The organism is Nocardioides sp. NPDC004968 (assembly GCF_040608935.1).
Taxonomy (GTDB): Bacteria; Actinomycetota; Actinomycetes; order Propionibacteriales; family Nocardioidaceae; genus Nocardioides.
In genome coordinates this window covers 46088-69476 of record NZ_JBEXJF010000007.1, presented here as the reverse complement: position 1 = coordinate 69476, position 23389 = coordinate 46088, and the positions used below count along the sequence as shown (strand labels likewise).

Here is a 23389-nt window from a genome sequence, read left to right as displayed (position 1 = left end):
ATACTGGAGATGCCGGGCCGGTTCTGCGGGTCCCCGTGGGGGAGGACCAACAGCGCCGGCTCGGCGTTTGCTTGCGCGCTCGGGTGAATAACGGTTCGCGTGGACGGGTCGTCGCTGTCTACCCTGGAGGCATGTACTCCGGTATCGCCTACATGCGCCTGCGCCCCGCCGCCTGACGGCGGCGCTGCGAGGCATACTCACGCCGCTGTCCGGCCATGCCGGGTAGCTGCCTTCGCTTTCCCGGCTCCCGTATGCGAGCTGGAAGTTCACTTTCGTGTCTGTACAGACCCACCACACCTCTGCCCATCTGCGCGCCGAGGACATCTCTGTCACCCGCGGCGGTCGCCCCGTCCTGCGCGGCGTCTCCCTGACCGTCTCCGCCGCCAACCGGTCGCGGTTGGCCATCGTCGGTGAGAACGGCCGGGGCAAGACCACGCTGCTCCACGTCCTCGCCGGGCTGCTCGAACCCGACTCCGGCCGGGTTCAGCGGCACGGCAGTCTCGGTCTTGCGCAGCAAGCCCTCGACGTACGTCCTGGAGACACCGTCGGCCCCCTCACCTCCGCTGCTCTGGCCGAGTCGCACTCCGCGCTCCGCGCACTCGACGAGGCTGCCGCGGCGTTGTCGGACGACCCGTCGGACTCCGGCGGGAGGTACGCCGCCGCGCTGGAGCGTGCGACCACGCTGGACGCCTGGGACGCCGACCGCCGGGTCCAGATCGCCCTGGAGGCGCTCGGCGCGTGCACCGATCACGGACGAGAGCTGGCGACGCTGTCGGTCGGCCAGCGCTACCGGGTGCGGCTGGCCTGCCTGCTCGGGGCGCACCACGACCTCCTCGTGCTCGACGAGCCGACCAACCACCTCGACGCGTCGGGGCTGGCGTTCCTGACCGAGCAGGTCCGGACTCATGCCGGCGGCGTCGTACTCGTCTCGCACGACCGGGCGCTGCTGCGCGAGGTCGGCGAGGAGTTCCTCGACCTGGATCCGAGCGAGGACGGCCGGCCCAGGACGTACGCCGGTGGCTACCAGGGCTGGCAGGAGGGCCGTCGCCGCGACCGGGAGCGCTGGGAGCAGGACTACGCGGCTCAGCAGGAGGAGCACCGACGGCTGCAGGACTCGGTCTCGGCGGCGCGGGACCGGCTGAGCACCGGCTGGCGCCCGCCGAAGGGCACCGGCAAGCATCAGCGACAGACCCGGGCGCCCGGTCTGGTGCGCTCCTTCAACCGCGACCTCGTGGCGCTCGAGGCGCACCGTATCTCCGTGCCGGAGCCGCCGATGTCGTTGCGGTTCCCGGCGCTCTCCTCGGATGTCGGAGGAACTTTGCTGCGGTGTGAAGGCGTACGCGTGCCCGGCCGGTTGTCCGGACCGGTCTCGTTCGCCCTCGACGGCGGCGAGCGGCTCGTCGTCACCGGTCCGAACGGGGCGGGCAAGTCGACGTTGCTGCAGGTGCTGGGCGGCGTACTTCCTCCGTCCGAGGGGTCGGTGTGGACATCCTCGGGCGCGCGGGTCGCGCTCGTCGGTCAGGAGGAGCCCGAGTGGGCGCCGGGTCTGACGGCGGCGGAGGTCTACTCCCAGCACTGTGGGCAGCTGGTCGCCGCCGGGGTGGTGCCGGAGCGGGCGATCCCGTCGCTCCGGTCGACCGGGCTGGTGGACGCCGAGGCGCGGCGTACGCCTGCCTCGCGGCTGTCCCAAGGGCAGCAGCGGCGGCTCGAGCTGGCGCTGAGGCTCGCCTCGCTCCCGCAGCTGCTGATCCTGGACGAGCCCACCAATCACCTCTCGGCCGGGCTGGTCGACGAGCTGACGGCCGCGCTACGGGCGACGCCGGCTGCGGTCGTGGTGGCCACGCACGATCGTCAGATGCTGGCTGACCTCGCCGACTGGCCGACGTTGGCGCTGGGAAACTAGTCGGTGGTCCCTGGTAGACCTGTGGTCATGACTGATCCGGCTGGTGACGTACGTTCTCGTGCTGAGGCGCATCTGCGGGCCCTCGTGGGCCGCGATGACGCCACGCTGCGTGAGGACCAGTGGTCGGCGATCTCGGCGCTCGCCGTCGAGCGTCGCCGGGCGCTGGTCGTGCAGAAGACCGGTTGGGGGAAGTCGGCGGTCTACTTCGTGGCGACGCTGCTGCTTCGTGAGGCCGGTCTCGGGCCGACCGTGATCGTCTCGCCGCTGCTCGCGCTGATGCGCAACCAGATCGCGGCGGCGCAGCGGGCCGGGATCCGAGCGGTGACGATCAACTCGACCAACCCTGAGGACTGGGCGGCGACCGAGGAGGCCATCCACGCAGGTGAGGTGGACGTTCTGCTGGTCTCCCCGGAGCGGCTCAACAACCCGAAGTTCCGCGACGCGGTGCTGCCTCGGCTGGCTGCCGAGTGTGGCCTGCTGGTGGTCGACGAGGCCCACTGCATCTCCGACTGGGGGCATGACTTCCGGCCCGACTACCGCAGGATCCGCACACTGCTGGCCGACCTTCCCGACGGGATCCCGGTGCTCGCGACGACCGCGACCGCCAACTCTCGGGTGACCTCGGACGTCGCCGAGCAGATGGGCGAGGGCGTCCTTGTGCTGCGCGGCTCGCTGGACCGGGAGTCGCTGCGGCTCGGGGTGGTCGATCTGAAGACCCCCGAGCAGCGGCTGGCCTGGCTCTCCGACCATCTCTCCGAGCAGCCCGGCTCAGGCATCGTCTACTGCCTGACCGTGGCCGCGACCGAGGAGATCGCCGACTATCTGCGCTCGCGCGGTCACGACGTCGCCGCCTACTCCGGGCGCACGGAGGCGGCCGAGCGGGCCGACCTGGAGGAGTCGCTGGCCGCCGGGAAGATCAAGGCGCTGGTGGCGACCTCGGCGCTCGGGATGGGCTTCGACGCGACGCTCGGGTTCGTGGTCAACATGGGCGCGCCCTCCTCGCCGGTCTCCTACTACCAGCAGGTCGGGCGTGCCGGGCGTGGCACCTCGGACGCCTCCGTCGTGCTGCTCCCAGGCATCGAGGACCGCGACATCTGGGCCTACTTCGCATCGTTGGCGTTCCCTCGTGAGGAGCAGGTGCGCCAGACGCTCGGGGTCCTGTCCGAGGCCGGCCGGGCCCTGTCGACACAGGCGTTGGAGACGTACGTCGACCTGTCGCGGTCACGCCTGGAGCAGATGCTCAAGGTGCTCGACGTCGACGGCGCCGCGCGCCGGGTCGGCGGCGGCTGGGAGGCGACCGGTGTCCCGTGGGACTACGACGCGGAGCGGTACGCCCGGGTCGCCGAGGCCCGGCGCCGCGAGCAGGACGCGATGCTGGCCTACATCTCGACCGACCAGTGCCGGATGCGGTTCCTGCGCGAGCAGCTCGATGATCCGGGCGCGGTCGACTGCGGCCGGTGTGACAACTGTGGTGGCTTCGCGGTGACGTCGTCGGTCTCCGAGGGTGCGGTCGAGGAGGCCTCGGCGCGGCTGTCGCGCCCCGGGGTGGTCGTGGAGCCGAAGAAGATGTGGCCCACCGGCCTCGACCGGCTCGGCATCTCGCTGAAGGGCAAGATCAAGGACGGCCCGCTCGAGGGGCGCGCGGTCGCGCGACTGACCGACCTCGGCTACGGCCAGGCGCTGCGCGACCTCTTCCGCGAACCCGCGCAGGACGGCCCGGTCCCGGTGCCGCTGGTGAAGGCGGTCGTCGAGGTCCTGGGCGACTGGCGTCCCCGGGTCGGCGGCATCGTCTACGTCGAGTCGTCGACCCGCCCCACCCTGACCCGCGACTTCGCCGAAGGCCTCTCGCGCTATCTCCGCGTCCCCCTCCTCGGCTCGTGGGCCATCGTCGACCCCGACGTCGGCCCGGGCCAAGGCGCCTCCAACTCCGCCCAGCGCGTCGCCGCCATCGGCCGCCGCTTCTCGCTCCACGCCGACGTCCCGCCCGGCGCCGACGTACTCCTCATCGACGACCGCATCGCGACCGGCTGGACCGTCACCCTCGCCGCTCGAGCCCTCCTCGACGCCGGCGCCGGCTCGGTGAGTCCGTTGGTGCTGGCGACGACGACGTAGGGTGCGCCAGCTTGTTACTTCGTCAAGGTATGCAGGCCAAGGTCCACATCCCTAGCGGAACTCCGCGTGGGATGTGCGCCTTCGACTGCATACATTGATGGAGGAACACTCCCTCAGGTCGCCGGCCGGACGATGCCGTGGTCGTACGCGAAGACGATGGCGGCGGCGCGGTCGCGGAGGTCGAGCTTGGCGAAGATGCGGCCGATGTGGGACTTCACGGTCAGCTCGGAGATGACGAGCCGTTCGGCGATCTCGGAGTTGGTCCAGCCGGAGGCGACGCCGCGGAGGACCTCGAGCTCACGGTCGGTGAGCTCGGAGACCTCGACGGCGCTCGACGCCGGTGCGACGGCGGAGCGGTAGGTGGCCAGGACGCGGCCGGTGATGGCGGGGTCCAGCCAGGCGTCGCCGAGAGCGACGGAGCGTACGGCCATGACCAGCTCCTCGGCGGGCGAGTCCTTGAGGATGAAGCCGGCGGCGCCGGCGCGGAGGGCGCCGGAGACGAGCTCGTCCTCGTCGAACGTGGTCAGCACCAGCACCGGCGGCGCCGACGGCAGCGCTCGCACCAGGCCGGTCGCGGTGATCCCGTCGACCTGCCGCATCCGAAGATCCATGACCACGACATCGGCGGGGTTGGCCTCGAGCGCCGCGACCACCTCCGAGCCGTCGCCGCACTCGGCGACGATCTCCAGCCCGTCGCGCCGTCGCAGGATGCGGCGCAGGCCACTGCGTACGAGCTCCTGGTCGTCGACCACGATCACCCGGATCGGCGAGGCTGTGTTGCTGGCGGTGGGGTTGACCGGCGTCATGCGAGGGCCTTGCGTACGAGACAGTGCGACGGGATCACCAGGTCAACCTTCCACATCGACTCCTCGGCTCCCGCCGACAACCGGCCGCGGAGCTGCTCGGCGCGGGCTGCCATGCCGGCCAGCCCGGATCCCTCGCCGACCCCGCGCCGGGTGCCGACGAGCGGGTTCTGCACGGAGAGACGTACGCCGTCGGCGACCGCCAACGAGACCGAGACCGGTGCGCCGGGAGCGTGCCGGATGGCGTTGGCGAGCGACTCCTGCAGGATCCGGTAGATGCCCAGCCCGACCCCGGCGTCGATGCGGGAGAGGTCGCCGGAGGACGAGAACGTGATCGCCTGACCCGCGCTGCGGCCCTCCTCCACGAGCCGGACCACGTCCGCGGCGCCGGGGAGAGGCGCGGTGCCGGTGCCCGCGGTGGACAGCGCCCCGATCGTACGCCGGATCTCGGCCATCGCCCGGCGCCCGACGGCCTCCGCCTCGGTGAGCGCGGACACCGCCTCGTCCGGTTCGTCGCCCTCGGCGACCGAGCGCCGCGCCGCGGTCAGGTGCAGCAGGGTGATCGAGAGCGAGTGCCCAACCAGGTCGTGGATCTCGCGGGCGATCCGGATGCGCTCGGCCTCGGTCGCGCGGGCGTGCTCCTGCGACCGCGCCTGCCGTTCGGCCCGCAGCGCCCGCATCTGGGCGAGGATCAGCAGGCCGAGGATCCAGCCGACGAAGAGCAGCAGGAAATGGACGCCGACGCCGCTGGGTGTGTCGGAGGCGAAGATCCCCATCACCACGGCCGAGGCGACCGCGTAGAGGGTCCCGGTCCGGAAACCTTCGCGGACGACCATCTCGAGAGTCAGCGGGACCAGCACCGCCGGCGCGAAGTCGTGCTGTGGCCAGAACGCGGAGGCGGGCTGCGACATCAGCCAGGCCGACCCTGCCAGGGTCGGCACGAGGTCGACCGCCCACATGTGGTCCTTGAGCCACTCACCGGTGTTCGGGATGAAGAAGATGCTCAGCGACGGGACGACGATGACCAGGCCCGCGATGACCATGTCACCGGCGGCCTCGCGCTGTAGCACCGCCACGGTGACCATCGCGAGGAGCCCGAAGGCGGACAGCAGCGGCGCCCACCAGGGGATGTCGAGATTCTTGCTGCGGCAGCGCTGTTCCAGGAAGTCACGCACATCGCGAGCCGAGTCCTGGACACTCATGCCGCTCAGTCTAGAAACGCGTGACTCGCATCGCATCCGACCACGGCAGGCGCCCGCTCTCCTACCACGGTAGGAACGCAGGTGCCTGCCAGCGGCCGATGCGCCGAGGTGTGGCCGATCCGTAGCGTCGAACCATCGCGACGACGACGGAGACGGTGAGGACGATGACGTGGAACCAGACCCATGAGCGCTACCGGCTGCTGAACGAGGCCGAGGCGGAGCTGCGATCCGGCTTCGCCCGCCGGCTGCCGTGGTCACCCGCCTATGCCGAGGCCTTCGGCACCCCGGAGCGGCTGGCCCAGGCCCTTCGGCACCGGTGGCGGATCCGGTTCCAGGCGCAGCTCGACCCGACGCTGTCGCAGGAGGAGTACGAGGCGACCTTCGCCGACCTGCTGGCCGACCTGGCCCCGCTGATGGGCCGGATCGGCACCCACGAGTTCCGCGAGGAGCTGGCCGATGCCTCGGCCTGAACAGTCACTGATCGAGAGGCCGAGGTCGTACGCCCGCTGGGCTCTCTCCCAGGGCATCAACCGAGCGGTGCTGAGCTTCGCGTCGAGGCGCGGCGACCCGCTCGCCGAGCTGATGTGGTCGCGGGACATGCCGGACTACGGCCGTCTGCGAGCCCGCGGCCCGATCCACATCAACCCGTTCATGGCCGGCACGGTGTCGTACGCCGCTGCCAACGAGATCCTCCGCAGCAGCGACTTCGGCGTCGGCGACGGACAGGGCGAGCTGCCCGTGCCGCTGCGGTGGCTGCTCGGCAAGGTGAGCGCCCCCGACGCCCTGGGCCCGGTCGACCCGCCGTCGATGCTCGCCGTCGACCCACCGCTGCACACCCGCTACCGCAAGCATGTCTCGAAGGCGTTCACCGCCCGCCGGATCAGCTCGATGGCCGAGATGGTCGCCGCGGTCGCCGGCGACCTGCTCGACGAGATCGCCCCGCGCGAGGGGCGCGTCGACATCATCGAGGAGTACGCCGCGAAGCTCCCGATCGCCGTCATCGCCGAGCTGTTGGGGGTGCCCGCCGCGGACCGTGCCGACATCCTGCGCTGGGGCGACCAGGCCGCCGCCATCCTCGATCCGGGGTTGTCGTGGCGCGACTACGCCCAGGTCGAGACCGCGATGAGGTCCCTGCACCACTGGTTCGAGGACCACGTACGCCGCCTCCGCTCCGACCCCGGCGACGACCTCCTCAGCGCCCTGGTGATCGCCGGTGACCTCGACGACATCGAGCTCCACGCCCTCGGCCTCCTGCTCCTGGCGGCCGGCTTCGAGACCACCGTCAACCTGCTCGGCAACGCGGTCGCGGCCCTGGACGCCCACCCGGCCCAGCGTGCCCTTGTTTTGGCGGACCCGTCGCTCATCGACGGGGTCATCGAGGAGACCCTGCGTTGGGACCCGCCCGTCATGGCCACCGTCCGCGAGGCCTACGCCGCGACGAGCGTGGCGGGCGTGGAAGTCGCCAAGGGTACCGCCGTCGCCGTCGTCCTCGGCGGCGCCAACCGCGACCCGTCGGTGTTCGATGACCCCGACACGTACGACATCACCCGGCCCAACGCCGACCAGCACGTCTCATTCTCCGCCGGCGCCCACTTCTGCCTCGGCGCCAGCCTCGCCCGTCTCGAGACCCGCGTAGGCCTCCGCATGCTGTTCGACCGCTTCCCCACCCTGCACGTCACAGGCCAAGCCGTACGCCGCCCCACCCGCATCCTCCGCGGCTACGCATCCCTGCCCGTCGCCCTGTGAGCCGTGGTGTACTACTCCTACTGAGGCACCCGCCGGGGGTGCGATCGGAAGCCTCGGGAGGGCGAATCATGGGCGAAGGCAACGGGCAAGAGGTCGCGGTCGACTACATCGCGCTCGGCCAGGTGCGGAAGGACCTGAACGCTGAGAAGGACAATGTTGTCGCTGCGCGGGATGCAATGACTGCTCCGGCGGCCGGGATGTTCGGTGACTCGGCGGACGGGAAGTACCTGTTTAGTCTTGTCCAGGAAGGTCATCGGGCCATCCGCACCGCGTTGACCGAGTCCGAGAGCGCGATCACCAGGATGGACGAGGGGATCGGGGTCGCGGTCAAGGAACTGGAAGGCGCTGACGCCCAGGCCGAGGCTGCAGCACTGGTGATCCAGAAGTTCGTGGAAGCCACCCGGATCATGAGCAACCCGCTGGTGCTCCTCAACAAGGACACGCTCGCGAAGGCCCGCAACCTTCCCATCTGACCGATCTGGTCGTTCGAGCGTCAGAGCATCTTGAACGTCGGCATCACGGGACTCCAGATCGCCTCAGCCTGCTTGCGATCCAGGGTCTTGACGAACTTCCATTCAAATACGATGCTGTATTCGCCGTCGGGGGTAACGGTGCCGTACAGGTCGTACCATTCAGCCTCGCTTTCGAACTGCAGTCGGTAGAACGTGGTGCCGTTGATCTCCTCGTCGGCAAGACGCTTGGGGTTGTAATCCGCGTAGTTCGTCTTGAGTTGACGGTTGGCCATCCACTCGAGCTGCTCCTTTTCGTCCCCGCCCGCGAGGTTTCCGACTGCCACAGTGGCCGAACCCGGCGGGAAGCCAACCTTGTCTTTCGGGGCCTCCAACGTGTCCAAGGCGTCGGTTGTGGACTTGACGGTCCAGTCGGATGGGACAGAGATCTCGGCTACATCTTCGAGTGCCACGGTCTGCCAGTCTGAGGGCACGGTCGGCGCCGTGGCATCCGCGGTTGGCGACGGGCTTCCTGAAGTGGGAGCCGGGTCCCCTGCGGGCTTCTCATTCGAAGATGTGCAGGCTGACACAGCTAGGGTGGTCGCGAGAGCCAGGGCTGCAAGTGCCAGGGGCCGAGAGGTCGTCATGCGTCGAGGGTAGAGCAAAGTTGTGGGCGAGCTCTGGCCAGTTCTGGGACGATACTGTGTACTTTACTCAGGCGGGGGTCGGCGGGACTCCTGTGTCTCCCGGGAGGGTTCGTGTCGGTCAAGGGGTTTTGGGCACTTCGGCTTGATGACTACGTCCGTGGGGCCGATCCAACTGCGATCACGACGATGACCGACGGCTGGAATGGGGGTCGCCTTGCGTTCAATGCCGCCGGCGACACCATGGGCAGCAACGCCAACAAGGCGAGCAACGGCTTCTCGGAGACGATGGAATCCGGTGCCGCGATGAAAACCAGCTTGATGGACTCCTCGAAGTTCGCGCATGAGAAGCGAAACAAGATCCAGGATGCGCAGGACGCGCTGGGCGTGGTGAGACTTCGGATCCAGGAGGCGATAATCGCCAAGGCGGAGATCGACAGCTCCCTCCCGGACTCGCACCCGAGTGTGAACGCGGCGGAATACCCGACCGATGTGAAGCAGGTCGGCAAGAGGCAGGCAGAAGAGAACGACGCGGCGCTGGCTCAGGCTCGGGCTGATCATGCGGCGCGCGAGGCGGCCATCGCTGAGGCTGAGCGTAAGGCTGCTGCCAAGGTGCAGGCGGTTGATGCCGCAGTGATTGACGCGGACCCGAAGGTTCGTGCGTTGGTTGATCCTGATGACTCACGGCAGGATCGCCCGTCGGGTTCGCCGACCTCGGTCCCAGGCTCGTACAGCGACATCGCGGCCGCCCAGGCGCGGAAGGCGGCGATCAACACCAACGCCACCTACCCCGATGGGTGGGGTTGGGAGAAGATCGAGGCCGAGAACGCGACGATCAAGGAGTACGAAGCCGAGAACCGTCCGGAGTGGGACAACAAGAACGGTCAGTGGATCAACGCTGATGGTTCGGCGGCCCCCGCAACTTCATACGCGATGGTCGAGACTGCGGAAGGTTTGGCCCCACTGAGTGGTGGCCCTGGCGGTGCCGCCGCGCTTGCGGTGGGTGCTGGTGGCGCGCTGCTCAGCGCCGGAATCGCCAAGGCGATCGCCAGCAAGTTCGGCGCTGGTGCATCAGCGAAGGCCGCAACTGCCAGTGCCGCTTCGCGGTCGGCCGCTGCTAAGTCTGCGTCTGCCAGGGCTGGCGCCGCAGGCGCTCGCGCAGGAGCGGGCGCCGGTGCTGGGGCCCGCGGTGCTGGTGCTCGTGGCGCAGGAGCGGGCGCACGCGGCACTGGGGCCGGAGGACGTGGCGCCGGCGGGGGCGGTGCGGGCGGCCGTGGCGGAGCCGGTGCAGCAGGTGGCCGCGGCGCCAAGAAGCGGGACCAGAACGGCAGCCAGAACCAAGAGTGGGAAGCCGACTACACCGACGACTGGACCGAGACCGCAAGCGATGTCCTGGACCCCAACGCATCCCGCGGTTGGGCCCCGAACGCACCGCAGGGCGACGGCTCTGGCGACGGTCGCTGAGAGCACCTGCACGAGGGTGCAGCGCGGTAGGTCTTGCGAGTTGGCATGTTTAAGGTGCCGAGTTCGGGGTAAGAGTGTGATGAGAACACACGCGAAAACTCTCGGGGGCGCCGCATGAACGTGCAGATCATCAGATCCGATGTGGGGAGATCGGCTAGGTCGATCAAGTCGGCTGCTGATCAGGTGGCCAAGATCGACTTCGGTTCGCCGTTGGCGAAGATCGCCGGCGCCATGGCCGGTGGAGTCTCTCCCGGGGCCGCCAATGGGCTCAAGGGGGAGTGGAAGGGTGATCAGGACAAGTGGGTCAAGGCCGCGAACGGCCACCACGACCGCACCCTGGATGATGCCAACCGGATCGTTGAGACCGACGACACCATCGCTCGTCAGGGGTCGGCACAGACGAACGCGTTCGGGCAGAACACGCCGGCTCACATGTCGCGACGGATGGGCGGGCCGCTCTGATGGCGATCACGTATGAGCAACTGCAGTCCTGGGAGCCAGGTGACCTGGAGGCGGCTGCTGAAGAGCTAAACGCGGCGGTACGGAAGAAGCTCGTTGACCAGCAAGACGAGATGGACGCTGGTAAGCCTCCCGGGACGTGGTTGGGTCTCTCTGCTGAGGCCGCGAGGCTGCGTCATGACAAGCTAACCGAGGGCCTCAACGACATGGCGGCCCCGGTCGCGGAGGTCATCAACGTCCTGGACCAGGTCGCGCCACAGGTGAAGTCGGCCAAGGCGACCGCGAAGTCGGCTTATGAGGCGATCACAGGGAAGGGCTACAAGGTCGAGGTGGCGACCAGCGCGACGGTAGCGACCTCCCCACCGCCCGAAACCGATGAGGATGTCTCCAAGGAGGAGGCCGAGTCGATCAAACGTCAGGTCGAGGAGTTCCAACGCGATCTCCTCGATGCGTTGCAGAAGGCCGAGGGCGCGGATGCGGACCTGACCGCGGTGCTGACCTCAGCCACCAAGAACCAGTTCGATGGCGGCACCGGCTCGATCCAGCAGGCCGGGCTCCCGCCCGAGCTTCGTGGTCTCTCCGATGAGGAGATCGCTCAGAAGATGGTGGCCAACCCGAAGGAGTACGACGGCTATCTGGGTGCTCTCACCCCGGAGCAGCAGGCCGCTCTGGGCCAGGCGATCGGCGAGCGTGGCAACGACATCCGCAACGACACCGACGGGATCGAGACCGACCAGATCGAAGACTTCACCACCCTCCTGGACGCCTATGGAGAGGACCCGGAGGTCTCGACCGGTTTCCTCAACGAGGTCGGCCCCAAGGGCCTGCTCGAACTCAACGCACGTGCGGCCCTCGAAGGTGATGGCGACGGCAACGAGGCGTACGCGACCGCCATGCGTGACCTGCAGCAGGGACTCGGCGCGACCTTGGCGGCGGGCACCCGCAACATCGGTAACGGCGACCCGGGCAGCCTGGGCCATGTCTCCGATGACTGGCAGCGAGACCTCCTTGCCGCGGGCAAGAAGGAGATCGAACTCGGCGACGGCGCCACCATCCGCGGGTTCCAGGCACTTGCCCCGCTGTTGTCCGACGGGAAGGCGTACGACCCGGAGTTCCTCTCCTCGACGGGCGCGGCCATGCTCGATTACGAGCGGAACTGGAACTGGGACGAAGACCGCGGCGGTCCGTGGCGCTCCGGAGGTTTCGGCAGCACCGCGCGCTTGGACTACACCGAGGGCTGGGACCCCAACGACACCCTCGGGCGCGACCCGATCACCGGCTTGCTGCGCGGCCTGGAGGACAACCCGGAGGCCTCGCGGCAGTTCTTCTCCGACTCGGCCACAGACAAGGACGGCAAGGGCACCAACCTCGACTACCTCCTCTACGAGCGCGAGGACGAGAACCGCTGGCTCCCCGACGGCGAGCACCCCAGCCACGACTCCCCGCTCACCGGCCTCGACAGTCTTGGCGGCGCACTCGAAGCCGCCACCATCGGCGACGGCGCCGACCAGCGCTCGGTCAGCATCGTCGAAGACCTCGTCAACAGCAGCTACGACCGCTACAGCAACGCCGACGACGGCGCGAAGTTCTCGACGACCGACTTCGTCCCCAAGGAACTCCGCGACGACTTCGCCAACATCACCAGCAAGTACATGGGCTCGATCCATCACGAACTCAGCTCCAACCCCGGAGGTCGTGGCGACATCACCGAAGGCTACGTATTCGATGACGCCCGCTTTAACCTGGGAGCCGACGACCAAGCAACCACGGACACTGCTCGCTCAACGAAGTTCTGGCTAGCTGAGCTCGCAAAGGATCCGAACGCCGCTGAGCAACTTCGGTTCGGTTCCAACGCCTGGACCGCAGACCAGTTGACCCGCGACCTGCACGGCATCCAGGCCCCGGACGCGGCTCACAACGAAGTGTTCCCGACAGTGACAACGAACTACGCCGCGCTGGGAGCAATCGACTTCGGCGCCGCCATCGATGCGCGCGATGATCAGGTTCTTGCGGACAAGCGACACAACGATGGCGTCGACCGTGGTGTTGGGGCCATCGGAGCGATCCTCGGCGAGACCCCCATCAACAAGGTCCCAGGAAGCGGGTTCATGCTGGATCAGGCGCTCGGTCAGGTCAAGGAGGGTCTCCATCACGACGGCACCGGAGCGACCAACGAGTCGGTGGGAAGCCTATTCGCCTCAGACAAGGAGACGGTCCAGAATCTAGTGCGAGACACCTACTGGCACAGTCTCCCCGCGGATGCGTACCCTGCGGGCCTTGGCCCGAACACCAACCTGAACGACTTGACGCCGAGTCAGCGGACCGCGTACGACCACTGGGTCGACGAGAACCCGTGGGGGAAACAACTCAAGACAGAGTTGGCCGCAGTTGACGACGGGCACGGCGACAACCTGGAACGCGCGAAGCAAGAGTTGGAGAAGTTCTGATGCCACAAACTCGTGTGACCGCTGCGCTCGCAGCCACGGTCCTCGTGTTCCTTGCTGGATGTTCAAACGCGGATGACGAGCCGCCGCTGATCGGTGCCAGCGAGATCGACGGCAAACTCACTCCGATATCAGACTTCGACCCGACCCCGGGGCCGCCCTGCGACATGGAATCCGGGCTGCTCGACGAAGTCCCTGCGAGCAGTTTCCGTGCATGGACTCGGGTGGTTGACGGCCACGAAGAGACGGTCGCCGTGGGAATTTGGAAGGCGACGCGAGACGATGCGAATGCCCAAATGGACACGTTCGCCGAGAAACGTGCCGCGTGCGCAGAAGCGGGGAGCGAGAACGGTTACAGCCTCGACGTCGCAAGTGTCGACAACCAGCCATCCGATGGCTTCCGCTACTGGCGCACCGGCACGAAACCGAACACCCAGATCGAGCACACGTACACCTGGACACCAATCCACGAAGACGGGGTCTCCGACAACGACCAACAAGACGGCTACTTCGTTACCGTCTGGATGGAGCGGGCAGACGGCAGTGACCTTACGGGCGACACACGCAAGATCATGAGCGCGCAACTCGCGAGCCTGGCTGAGGACGAGTGATCCAGATCAGGTACGGGCTCGCTAAGCGTCAGCGTCGAGGGCGACCGCGGCGATGCGGGGCCCGTGCTGTCAAAGCCGTTGGTGCAGCTCCGGCGTGCCACTCACCTATCTGGAGTAGTAGAGCGCCCATTGACCCAACTCACGCAGTGCAAGGTCATGGAGCGAAGAACTCGCCGATCACGTTCTGATGAACCCATCCGTGGTGTTGCAACCACTCAAAGAGCGGGCCCTTGATCTTTCTTCCTGAAAGCGGTATGGAACCTGCGCGCCAGCAGGCCCGGTGTCTTCGGCTGTGCTCGGGTCCTTCTCGGGGCGGCCGAACGTGAACGAGAACTCTTTCTTGATTCTCTTTCCAGTACTTCGAGCCTTTCCGTGTGTCCGGAAACCCTCGTCCGTGTAGCCGGTTCCCCAGGTCACTGAGGACCTTGTCTCGTTGTAGTCGAAGGCGCCACTGCCAGCGTTCAGTGTCACCGTGAGCCGGTAGGTCTGGTCGACCTGGTCGACCTGAGTAGGAAAGTGGTCGGCAACCTTCCCGATGTCCCACCAGCCGACGATCTGGGTCCCCTGCGCGTAGTAGCTGAAGGGTTGATCGGGGATGTTCAACGTCACGATCTGGGGGAGCAATTCCGAGAGTGGTGTGGCCACATCTCTCAACCTAACTCTTCAGCAGGCGTCGTAGGCGTACGCGGGGTCGTTCTGTCCCAGGAGGTCGCGGTCGCGGAGGATGGTGAGCGGGGCGCGGGCGGGATCGGCGCAGACGTCGGCGAAGGAGAGGTCGGCTTCGGCTAGCGAGTCGGGGTATTCGATCTGGAGCACTTGCGAGCCGTAGACGTCGGTGTAGGCGGCGCACTCGGAGTACGCGCCGCACTCCTCGACGACGGCGAAGTCGAAGCCGAGGTCGTCGTGGGCGGGGCGGGCGGCTTCGGCGGCGTTCTTCTGGGCGATCGCCAGGCCGAGGTCGTGGGCGGCGGTGACATATGCGGAGGCCAGGGCGAGGGCGCCTTCCTTCGAGATCGCATCGAAGCGGGTCCAGGTGTCGAGGTTGTCGATCTCGACGGCGTCGAAGCCGTCGTCGGCGCAGCCCTCGATGACCGGGCCGACCACCTCCAGGATCGAGGCGCGAGCGGAGGCGGTGGAGGGGTCGAGGATGATCTCGTCGGGCCAGTCGGGGTCGCGTACGGGATCGCCGGCGGCGTCGCGCAGCAGCGCGGACGGGCGATCGGACCAGTCGGAGCCGGGCTGGGTCTGGAAGCCGTTGACGTAGCAGACGTTGTAGGCGTCCTCGAGCGGGGTAGCGGTGGCGTCGCGTACGACCACATCGAGAGGCGTGCCGTCGGTCAGCTGATCGGCGGCAGCGCCGAGCTGATAGTCGAAGACGCCTTCCGTCGGTGGGAGTGCGACAGAAGGTGAGCCGCAACCCACCAGGGCGAACAGGCCGACAAGTAGAACGAGGGCCGGACTGCCAGTGGCAGCCCGGCCCTGCGTACGTGAGCGGATCAGTGGAGGACCGTGGGAGCGGCGGCTCCGTGCTCGGCCTTGCTCCTGGGCAGGAACCACGCGGGGATGAGCGTGACCAGCACCAGGATCGCGGCGACCACGAAGGTGCTCGAGAACGCCTCGGCCATCTCGACCGGGATGGCCTTGAAGACCTCGGGCAGCTTGGCCGGGTCGAGACCCAGCGAAGCCGCAGCCTCACCGACCTTCTGCTGGTTGGCCGGGTCGGCCATGAACGACTCCAGACCGCCGGTCGAGACCCCGAGCTTGTCGGCGAGGTCATCCGCCGTGGAGATCGACTCCTTGCTGGTCAGCGCGTTGGTGAGAAGAACCGAGAAGAGCGCGGTACCGGCGGAGGCAGCGACCTGCTGGACGATGTTCACCAGGGTCGTACCTCGGGCGATGGTGTGCTCACGCAGCGTCGCCTGGGCGGCGGCGAAGGTCGGCATCATCGTCGCGCCCATGCCGAGGCCCATGATGAACAGCGACAGGAGGAGGTACCAGTAGGGCGTGGCCTCGTCGAGCCGCGAGAACATGAACATGCCCACCGCGATCGTGGTGAGACCGCTGAGGACGACCTTGCCCGGGCCGGTGCGGTCCGCGAGCATGCCGGCGATCGGCATCGTGACCATCGCGCCCAGACCCTGCGGAGCCAGCAGCAGGCCGGCGTGGAGGGCGTCCTCGCCGCGTACCTGCTGGTAGTAGAGCGGGAAGAGCAGCGAGGCGCCGAAGAACGCCATCGCGAAGATCGACAGGGTGATCACCGCGACGGTGAGCTCCTTGTTGCCGAAGAGACGTATGTCGATCAGCGGGTGGTCGTTGCGGGACGACAGCGCCCACGGGATGAACGCGGCGATCAGCACCAGACCCGCGACCATGAAGGAGAGCACCTTGGTGTCCAGCAGCGTGCCGGCCTCGGGGATCGAGGAGACGCCGTAGAGGAACAGCGCCAGACCCGGGGACAGCAGCACCATGCCGAGGAAGTCGAAGGACTGCGACGGCTCGACGTGGTCCTTGGGCAGCGCCCGCCAGGCGTACACCAGGGCCACGACACCGATCGGGATGTTGATCAGGAAGATCCAGTGCCACGACGCCGAGTCGATCAGCGCGCCACCGATGATGGGGCCGAGGATCGGACCGAGGAGCATGGGTACGCCCAGGATCGCCATCACGCGACCGACCCGCTCGGGTCCGGCGGCGCGGGTCAGGATCGTCATGCCGAGCGGCATCAGCATGCCGCCGCCGAGGCCCTGGAGGACGCGGAAGCCGACCAGCATTGGCAGCGTCGTGGCCAGAGCGCACAGCGCCGAGCCGAGCGCGAAGAGCACGATCGCGGTCATGTAGAGGCGTTTGGTGCCGAACCGGTCGGCGGCCCAACCAGTCAGCGGGATCACCGTCGCCAGGGCGAGGGTGTAGCCGGTCATCGTCCAGGCGACCTCGGCAGAGGTGGCGTCGAACTCGCGCTGGAAGGTCTCCAGCGCGACGGAGACAACGGTGATGTCGAGGATCGACATGATCGATCCGAGTACGACGACGCCCGCGACGATGAGCACGCTCTTGTCGAGGTGATCGTCCGGTGCCTTCTTGGCAGAAATGTCTGTCACGGGTTGACAGCCTACGTGTGGGTTGATAGGTCCCCTAGCCATTATTTTGCATTTGATTGGTGACCTGACTCACTGTGGCGAGCGGCCGCCGAGAGCATGACGGCCTTGATCAGCCGGTAGATCGGCCGGATCAGCCAGCCGGGCAGCGTGCCGTGGCGCTCCTCCTCCCAGACCCGCGCCCGCGGGTGGGACTGCAGCAGCCGGTCGACCAGCGCCGGCGAGCCTGCCGTCGGTGCTCCGGCGAGCACGTCGATGCGACACACGTGCTTGATGTTGGCGTACCCGTACTGCGCCGGGTTGACCAGTCGCAGCGGGGAACCGTGATCGTCGTCGAGCGGCCGACCGCCGAGTCGATCGGCGAGGAGTACGTCGTCGGCCAGGAGATCGTCCAGCTCGGCCACGAAGAGTTCGCCGTCGAGGCCGCGCACGCGGACGTGAGTCACGATCGTGCCTGGTGCGAGGGCGGGTGCGACGTAGCGCCGATAGACCTCGGCGAAGGCGACGCCCTCCCACTGAAGATCCGTCACCGACCATCCGGCGACGCAGTGGAAGTCGGCGTGGAGGTCGCGACGATCCTTGCCGACGAGCTCCTCCACGGCGATCTCGATCGGCGTCGTGAGCGCTCCGCCGAAGACCACCGTCGGATGTTCGGGCACCGTCGGTGGGGGCTGGTCGACACGACGGCCGAAGCGCGGGAAGAAGTCGATGTGCCGCTGTCCAGGTGGGAGAGCGGCGCGTGCGTGGGTGGTCTCAGTCATGTCAGCCACCGTGGCAGGGCACCGGCACGGCGCGCCTCAACCTTGGGGGGCGGCCACCTCATCCTCGAGGATGAGAAACAGTCGGTGGTGGCGGCTACGGTCGTGTCCATGTCCTTCGTACCCGTCACCGGCCGCGCGGTCTTCCGCCCGGCGCAGCCGCCGCGGGACTCGGCCGTCGAGTTCGTGGACTCCCGGCGGTCGGTGTCGTTGCCGATGCGGGCCGCGCTGCCGGTCCTGAAGAAGGCGTACGCAGCCACCGATCTGCATCCTTCGGTCGCCCTGGTCGCGTCGGCAGCCCATCTCGGGCTCCGGTTCGTGGCGGCGGGGCAGCTGGAGCCGGCCGATGGTTCGTGGGCGGTCCGCTACACGCCGGAGGACGAGGAGCGGGTGCGGCTGCTGGCCTCCTCGCGCGCCTATGAGGATCTGGACGACGAGGCGGCCGAGCTGCTGGTGCGCGAGATCGTGGCCGCGGTCGCGGACGCGGTGCCGACCTCGGCACCGAAGGCCTCCGGGTCGAGTGCGTTCCGGGAGTCGTTGCAGACCCGGTTGTCGCGCTATCGGACCGATGAGGGGCCGGTGACGGCCTCGTTGCCGTCGTTGGTACGGCTCTCCTTCCGGGTCGAGGCGCCGGAGGAGGACCTGCTCATCGGGTCGCTGACGTTGGTGCCGCAGGTGCACGACGAGGCCGACCCGCTGCACGTGGCCGATGCCGCTCGGCTGTGGGACGAGGCCGACGACCACGGGTTCGGCCCCCGGGCGCGTACGCATGCGCAGGTCGCTCTCCGCGGTGCCGCGGAGGCGTGGCCCGTGCTCGACAAGCTGCTCGACCTGCCGGTGCCTTCGTCCCTGACCCTGGCCAGCGATGAGGTCGTCGGCCTGCTCGAGGACGGGGTCGAGTGGCTCAAGGAGCGCGGTGTCGACGTGCTCTGGCCGCGTTCGCTGTCTCGGGACCTGACGACGTCGGTGGCGGTGGACCGGGTGGCGTCCTCGTCGACCGACGCGCGCGAGGATCTGATGCGCGAGTCGCCGCTCGGGGAGAAGGGCCTCTTCGCCTTCCAGTGGCAGCTGGCGCTCGGCGGCGAGCCGCTCGATGCCGCCGAGATGGACTCCCTGGCAGCGGCCGCGGGTCCGGTGCTTCGGCTGAGAGGGGCGTGGGCGGTCGTCCATCCTTCGGTTCTCCGACGTGCGCGCAAGCGGCTGCTCAAGCGGATCAGCGGCGGGGAGGCGCTGGCCGTCGCCCGGACCGGTCAGGTGCCCAAGGAGGTCGCCGAGGCGGCGCCGGGCGAGAAGGTGATCATCGGGGCCTCGATCGCGCGCCTTCGCGACGAGGTGATCGCGGCGACCTCGGGGCCTGCTGTCGAGGTGCCTACCGGGCTGCAGGCGACCATGCGTGGCTACCAGGTCGAGGGGCTGACCTGGTTGGCCGGGATCACCTCGCTCGGGCTCGGTGGCTGTCTGGCCGACGACATGGGGCTCGGGAAGACGCTGATGACGATCGCGCTCCACCTCCATCGGCAGAAGGAGCATTCGGGGCCGACCCTGGTGGTCTGCCCGGCGAGCCTGCTGGGCAACTGGGAGGCCGAGCTCGCCCGGTTCGCCCCCGAGGTGGAGGTGCGCCGCCACCATGGCGCCGAGCGCGACGTCGAGGGCGCGAGCGGGGTGGTGCTGACGACGTACGGAACGATGCGGCGCGACACCGAGCTGCTCTCGGCGGAGCCGTGGGGGCTCGTCGTCGCCGATGAGGCGCAGCACGTGAAGAACGCTGCCTCCGCGACCGCGAAGGCGCTCCGCGAGATCCCTTCGCACGCCCGGGTCGCGCTGACCGGCACGCCGGTGGAGAACAACCTGACCGAGCTGTGGGCGCTGCTCGACTGGTGCGTACCAGGTCTGCTGGGGAGCCGGCTGGCCTTCCGCCGCGCCTGGGCGAGCCAGATCGAGGCCGGTGCCGACGTCGGGAAGGCGAAGGAGTTCGCCTCGCTGGTCGGCCCGTTCATGCTGCGCCGCCGCAAGTCGGACCCCGGTGTGGCTCCCGAGCTTCCACCCAAGACCGAGACCGACCACCTGCTGGCGCTGACGCGGGAGCAGACCGTGCTCTACGAGGCCTATGTACGCGACGCGATGGCGCGGATCGAGCGGCTCGACGCCGATGACCCGCAGCGTCGCGGGCTGGTGCTCAGCCTGCTCACCGGGCTCAAGCAGATCTGCAACCATCCGGCTCAGTTCTTGAAGCAGGAAGGTGGGCGGATCGCGGGGCGGTCGCAGAAGATCGACCTCCTCGACGAGCTGGTCTCGACCGTGCTCGCCGAGTCGGGTGCCGTCCTGATCTTCACGCAGTACGTCGCGATGGCCCGTCTCCTCGAGACCCACTGGGCCGCCGCCGGTGTCGCCCACCAGTTCCTGCACGGCGGCACCCCGGTGGCGGAGCGTTCCCGGATGGTCTCGCGCTTCCAGGACGGCGAGGTGCCGGTCTTCCTGCTCTCGCTCAAAGCCGGCGGTGTCGGGCTCAACCTGACCCGCGCCGACCACGTGATCCACGTCGACCGCTGGTGGAACCCGGCGGTCGAGGACCAGGCCACCGACCGGGCTCACCGCATCGGCCAGACGCGTACGGTCCAGGTCCACCGGCTCATCACCCAAGGCACCGTCGAGGAGCGCGTCGCGGAGCTGTTGCAGCGCAAACGGGTGCTCGCCGACGCTGTCCTCGGAGGCGGCGAGGCCGCCTTCACCGAACTGTCCAACGCCGAGCTCCGTGAGCTGGTCAAGCTCGGTCCCCAGAAGCGCCGAAAACGTCGCCGGATCGCCTCATGAGACTGGCCTTGACCTTTGCCCGCGAGCCGCACCGGCGTGGGATGGTGCGAGTCGAGTCGTGGTGGGGTCGAGCGTTCCTGCGGGCCATCGAGGAGCTGGCGTACGACGCCAACCAGCTCTCCGGCGCGCGGTCGCTCGCCCGCTCGGGGCGGATCGGCGGCCTGGTCGTCGAGCCCGGGCGGTTTGCGGCGGCGGTCGATGACGAGCTCGGGTTGTGGACTGTGACCGGCACGGTGCCGGTGCTGGGTGCAGAGTCCGTTGCCGCGCTCTTGGAGGTCCTCGGTGCCTCGCCCGAGCGGGCCGAGGCGCTCTTGGTCGGTGAGCTGCCGCTGGACGTGGCCGAGCACGCCGAGGAGGCCGGGGTCGAGCTGGTCCCCTATGGCGAGGAGCTCGCGGTGACCTGCACCTGCGGGCACTGGCACGCGGTGTGCGGCCACTCGCTCGCAGTGCTGCACCAGCTCTGCTGGATCGTCGATCGCGACGCGTCCACGCTGCTTCATCTGCGCGGGGCGGAGCGTGACGAGCTGCTGGCGAGCCTGCGAAGGGGGCTGCGTCCGGATCGGCGGGCAGGGCAGGCGGCGGTCGACGTCGCTGCGCCTGGCGAGTCGACCCGCGACCAGGTCGACGACGTCGAGATCGCGCTCGACGCGGTGCTCCGAGCACGCCACCTGCTCGAGGAGTGAGATGCCTCCGGAGCTCACGCGATAACCTCGTGCAATGACCTCGGCCCCGACGAAGACCAGGCGCGAGCAGATCCTGGACACCGCGGCCGAGCTCTTCGCAGCCCGCGGCTTCCACGGAGTCTCCGTCTCCGAGCTCGGTGCCGCCTGCGGCATCTCCGGCCCGGCGCTCTACAAGCACTTCCCGAGCAAGGACGCGATGCTCGCCGAGATGCTCGTCTCGATCTCCCAGGAGCTGCTCCGCGAAGGACGCGCCCGGGTGAAGGGCGCATCGAGCACCGCGGAGGCCATCGAGGCGTTGATCGAATGGCACGTCGACTTCGCTCTGCGCGACCGCGCCCTGATCGTCGTCCAGGAGCGTGACTGGCAGTCGCTTCCGCACGAGGCGCGCGAGCAGGTGCGCACCCTGCAGCGGAAGTACGTCGACCTCTGGGCCGACCAGCTCCGCGACCGCAACCCGGCGCTGGCTCTCGACAGCGCCCGCGCGATGGCCCACGCCGTCTTCGGCCTCATCAACTCCACCCCTCACAACCGGGTTCTCCCCGAGGAAGCGACCCGCGCGGTCCTCACCAAGATGGCCCGCGGAGCCCTCGCGGAGTAGCCGCCGAGTCGTCCCGGCGCGGGTGACTTCGGTGTGGGGCTTGTCACCCGAGGTTAATGAACGTTAACCTCGGTCCATGGCGTCGAATCTGCGCGAGCTGACGCTCGAGCTGCGAGAGCGGCTCGAGCGCGTACGGCAAGGGGGGAGCGAACGCTCCCGGCAACGGCACACCGACCGCGGGAAGCTGCTCCCGCGCGACCGGGTGGACGGTCTTCTCGACCCCGGGTCACCGTTCCTGGAGGTGAGTCCGCTGGCTGCGTACGGGATGTACGACGACGGCGACGAGTGGGCGGTGCCGTCGGCGGGGGTGGTCGCCGGGATCGGGATGGTCGCCGGCCGCAAGTGCATGATCGTGGCCAACGACGCGACCGTGAAGGGTGGCACCTACTACCCGCTGACGGTCAAGAAGCACCTGCGAGCGCAGACGATCGCGGCCGAGAACAACCTCCCGTGCATCTACCTCGTCGACTCCGGCGGCGCGTTCCTGCCGAAGCAGGACGAGGTCTTCCCCGACCGTGAGCACTTCGGGCGGATCTTCTTCAACCAGGCCAACATGTCCGCGCGCGGGATCCCGCAGATCGCCTCCGTGATGGGCTCGTGCACCGCCGGTGGCGCCTACGTGCCGGCGATGAGCGACGAGACCGTGATCGTGCGCGACCAGGGCACGATCTTCCTCGGCGGGCCGCCGCTGGTGAAGGCGGCCACGGGCGAGGAGGTCACCGCGGAGGAGCTCGGCGGCGGGCTCGTCCACGCGACGAAGTCGGGCGTCGTCGACCACCTGGCCGACGACGACAAGCACGCGCTCGAGATCGTCCGCGGGATCGTCTCGACCCTGCCGGAGCAGGAGACACGGACGACGACGTACGACGAGCCGGTCGAATCCCCCGAGACGCTCACCGACGTCGTGCCCGCCGACACGAAGACCCCCTATGACGTACGCGAGGTGATCCGCCGCATCGTCGACGGGTCCAAGCTGCAGGAGTTCAAGGCGCTCTACGGGGAGACGCTGGTCTGCGGGTTCGCCCACATCGAGGGGCAGCCGGTCGGGATCGTCGCCAACAACGGCATCCTCTTCTCCGAGTCGGCGCTCAAGGGCGCTCACTTCGTGGAGCTGTGCAACCAGCGCGGCATCCCGCTGGTGTTCCTGCAGAACATCACCGGGTTCATGGTCGGCAAGGAGTACGAGAACAAGGGCATCGCCCGCGACGGCGCGAAGCTCGTCACTGCGGTCGCCTGCTCGGTCGTCCCGAAGTTCACCGTCGTCATCGGCGGGTCCTACGGCGCCGGCAACTACGGCATGTGCGGTCGTGCGTACGACCCGCGTTTCCTGTGGATGTGGCCCAACGCGCGGATCTCGGTCATGGGCGGCGAGCAGGCCGCATCGGTGCTCGCGACGGTCGCCGGCAAGCCGGACGACGAGGAGTTCAAGGCGCCGATCCGGGACCAGTACGAGACCCAGGGCTCTCCCTACTACGCCACCGCGCGGCTGTGGGATGACGGCATCATCGACCCCGCCGACACCCGACGGGTGCTGGCGATGGGGCTCGCGGTGGCGGCGAACGCGCCGACCCCCGAGCCCCGCTACGGAATCTTCAGGATGTGACTGG

20 protein-coding genes are annotated in these 23389 nt (G+C 68.5%); 13 read left to right on the top strand and 7 right to left on the bottom strand.

Annotated features, from left to right (window positions below; genetic code table 11):
- The first annotated feature begins 274 nt into the window (after positions 1-274).
- Positions 275-1903: an ABC-F family ATP-binding cassette domain-containing protein gene (locus ABZU72_RS10285; RefSeq protein ID WP_355018761.1), complete on the top strand. Its 1629-nt coding sequence runs from the start codon at positions 275-277 to the stop codon at positions 1901-1903.
- 27 nt (positions 1904-1930) lie between these two features.
- Positions 1931-4015: a DEAD/DEAH box helicase gene (locus ABZU72_RS10280; protein WP_355018760.1), complete on the top strand. Its 2085-nt coding sequence runs from the start codon at positions 1931-1933 to the stop codon at positions 4013-4015.
- Positions 4016-4128: 113 nt separating this feature from the next.
- Here ABZU72_RS10280 and ABZU72_RS10275 read toward each other — a convergent pair whose 3' ends face one another.
- A complete protein-coding gene (locus ABZU72_RS10275; protein WP_355018759.1) occupies positions 4129-4821 on the bottom strand; it encodes a response regulator transcription factor in 693 nt (230 codons plus the stop codon).
- The gene (locus tag ABZU72_RS10270; RefSeq protein ID WP_355018758.1) at positions 4818-6020 is read right to left on the bottom strand and encodes a histidine kinase; all 1203 of its coding nucleotides are present in this window, start codon (positions 6018-6020) and stop codon (positions 4818-4820) included. The genes ABZU72_RS10275 and ABZU72_RS10270 overlap by 4 nt, the downstream gene beginning before the upstream one ends.
- A gap of 164 nt (positions 6021-6184) precedes the next feature.
- Between ABZU72_RS10270 and ABZU72_RS10265 the strand changes: the two genes are divergently transcribed.
- The 3 genes from ABZU72_RS10265 (at position 6185) to ABZU72_RS10255 (ending at position 8239) form a co-directional block, all read left to right on the top strand.
- Positions 6185-6490 (top strand): hypothetical protein, encoded by a 306-nt coding sequence (locus ABZU72_RS10265; RefSeq protein ID WP_355018757.1) that lies wholly within the window; start codon positions 6185-6187, stop codon positions 6488-6490.
- Positions 6477-7766: a cytochrome P450 gene (locus ABZU72_RS10260; RefSeq protein WP_355018756.1), complete on the top strand. Its 1290-nt coding sequence runs from the start codon at positions 6477-6479 to the stop codon at positions 7764-7766. The genes ABZU72_RS10265 and ABZU72_RS10260 overlap by 14 nt, the downstream gene beginning before the upstream one ends.
- Before the next feature lie 68 nt (positions 7767-7834).
- Positions 7835-8239, top strand: coding sequence for a hypothetical protein (locus ABZU72_RS10255; RefSeq protein WP_355018755.1), 405 nt, complete (start codon positions 7835-7837; stop codon positions 8237-8239).
- A gap of 20 nt (positions 8240-8259) precedes the next feature.
- Here ABZU72_RS10255 and ABZU72_RS10250 read toward each other — a convergent pair whose 3' ends face one another.
- Positions 8260-8688: a hypothetical protein gene (locus ABZU72_RS10250; RefSeq protein ID WP_355018754.1), complete on the bottom strand. Its 429-nt coding sequence runs from the start codon at positions 8686-8688 to the stop codon at positions 8260-8262.
- A 285-nt stretch (positions 8689-8973) separates the two neighbouring features.
- Between ABZU72_RS10250 and ABZU72_RS10245 the strand changes: the two genes are divergently transcribed.
- The 4 genes from ABZU72_RS10245 (at position 8974) to ABZU72_RS10230 (ending at position 13837) form a co-directional block, all read left to right on the top strand.
- Positions 8974-10323 (top strand): hypothetical protein, encoded by a 1350-nt coding sequence (locus ABZU72_RS10245; RefSeq protein ID WP_355018753.1) that lies wholly within the window; start codon positions 8974-8976, stop codon positions 10321-10323.
- 183 nt (positions 10324-10506) lie between these two features.
- Positions 10507-10785, top strand: a complete 279-nt coding sequence (locus ABZU72_RS10240; protein ID WP_355018752.1) for a hypothetical protein — start codon at positions 10507-10509, stop codon at positions 10783-10785.
- A gap of 110 nt (positions 10786-10895) precedes the next feature.
- On the top strand, positions 10896-13229 hold the full coding sequence (locus tag ABZU72_RS10235; protein ID WP_355018751.1) for a hypothetical protein: 2334 nt from the start codon (positions 10896-10898) through the stop codon (positions 13227-13229).
- Positions 13229-13837, top strand: a complete 609-nt coding sequence (locus ABZU72_RS10230) for a hypothetical protein (RefSeq protein ID WP_355018750.1) — start codon at positions 13229-13231, stop codon at positions 13835-13837. Before ABZU72_RS10235 ends, ABZU72_RS10230 begins: the two co-directional genes overlap by 1 nt.
- Positions 13838-14014: 177 nt before the next feature.
- Here ABZU72_RS10230 and ABZU72_RS10225 read toward each other — a convergent pair whose 3' ends face one another.
- From ABZU72_RS10225 to ABZU72_RS10210, 4 genes are all read right to left on the bottom strand, one after another.
- Positions 14015-14482, bottom strand: coding sequence for a hypothetical protein (locus ABZU72_RS10225; protein WP_355018749.1), 468 nt, complete (start codon positions 14480-14482; stop codon positions 14015-14017).
- Between the two features lie 18 nt (positions 14483-14500).
- Positions 14501-15259, bottom strand: coding sequence for an endo alpha-1,4 polygalactosaminidase (locus ABZU72_RS10220; protein ID WP_355018748.1), 759 nt, complete (start codon positions 15257-15259; stop codon positions 14501-14503).
- A gap of 74 nt (positions 15260-15333) precedes the next feature.
- Complete coding sequence (locus ABZU72_RS10215) at positions 15334-16935, bottom strand: DHA2 family efflux MFS transporter permease subunit (RefSeq protein ID WP_355018747.1); 1602 nt, start codon at positions 16933-16935, stop codon at positions 15334-15336.
- A 41-nt stretch (positions 16936-16976) separates the two neighbouring features.
- The gene (locus ABZU72_RS10210; RefSeq protein WP_355018746.1) at positions 16977-17693 is read right to left on the bottom strand and encodes a molybdopterin-dependent oxidoreductase; all 717 of its coding nucleotides are present in this window, start codon (positions 17691-17693) and stop codon (positions 16977-16979) included.
- Between the two features lie 108 nt (positions 17694-17801).
- Between ABZU72_RS10210 and ABZU72_RS10205 the strand changes: the two genes are divergently transcribed.
- From ABZU72_RS10205 to ABZU72_RS10190, 4 genes are all read left to right on the top strand, one after another.
- Positions 17802-20501: a DEAD/DEAH box helicase gene (locus ABZU72_RS10205; protein WP_355018745.1), complete on the top strand. Its 2700-nt coding sequence runs from the start codon at positions 17802-17804 to the stop codon at positions 20499-20501.
- Positions 20498-21184: a hypothetical protein gene (locus ABZU72_RS10200; RefSeq protein ID WP_355018744.1), complete on the top strand. Its 687-nt coding sequence runs from the start codon at positions 20498-20500 to the stop codon at positions 21182-21184. The genes ABZU72_RS10205 and ABZU72_RS10200 overlap by 4 nt, the downstream gene beginning before the upstream one ends.
- 34 nt (positions 21185-21218) lie before the next feature.
- Positions 21219-21782 (top strand): TetR/AcrR family transcriptional regulator, encoded by a 564-nt coding sequence (locus ABZU72_RS10195; protein WP_355018743.1) that lies wholly within the window; start codon positions 21219-21221, stop codon positions 21780-21782.
- 76 nt (positions 21783-21858) lie between these two features.
- The gene (locus tag ABZU72_RS10190) at positions 21859-23385 is read left to right on the top strand and encodes a carboxyl transferase domain-containing protein (protein WP_355018742.1); all 1527 of its coding nucleotides are present in this window, start codon (positions 21859-21861) and stop codon (positions 23383-23385) included.
- The last annotated feature ends 4 nt before the right edge of the window (positions 23386-23389 follow it).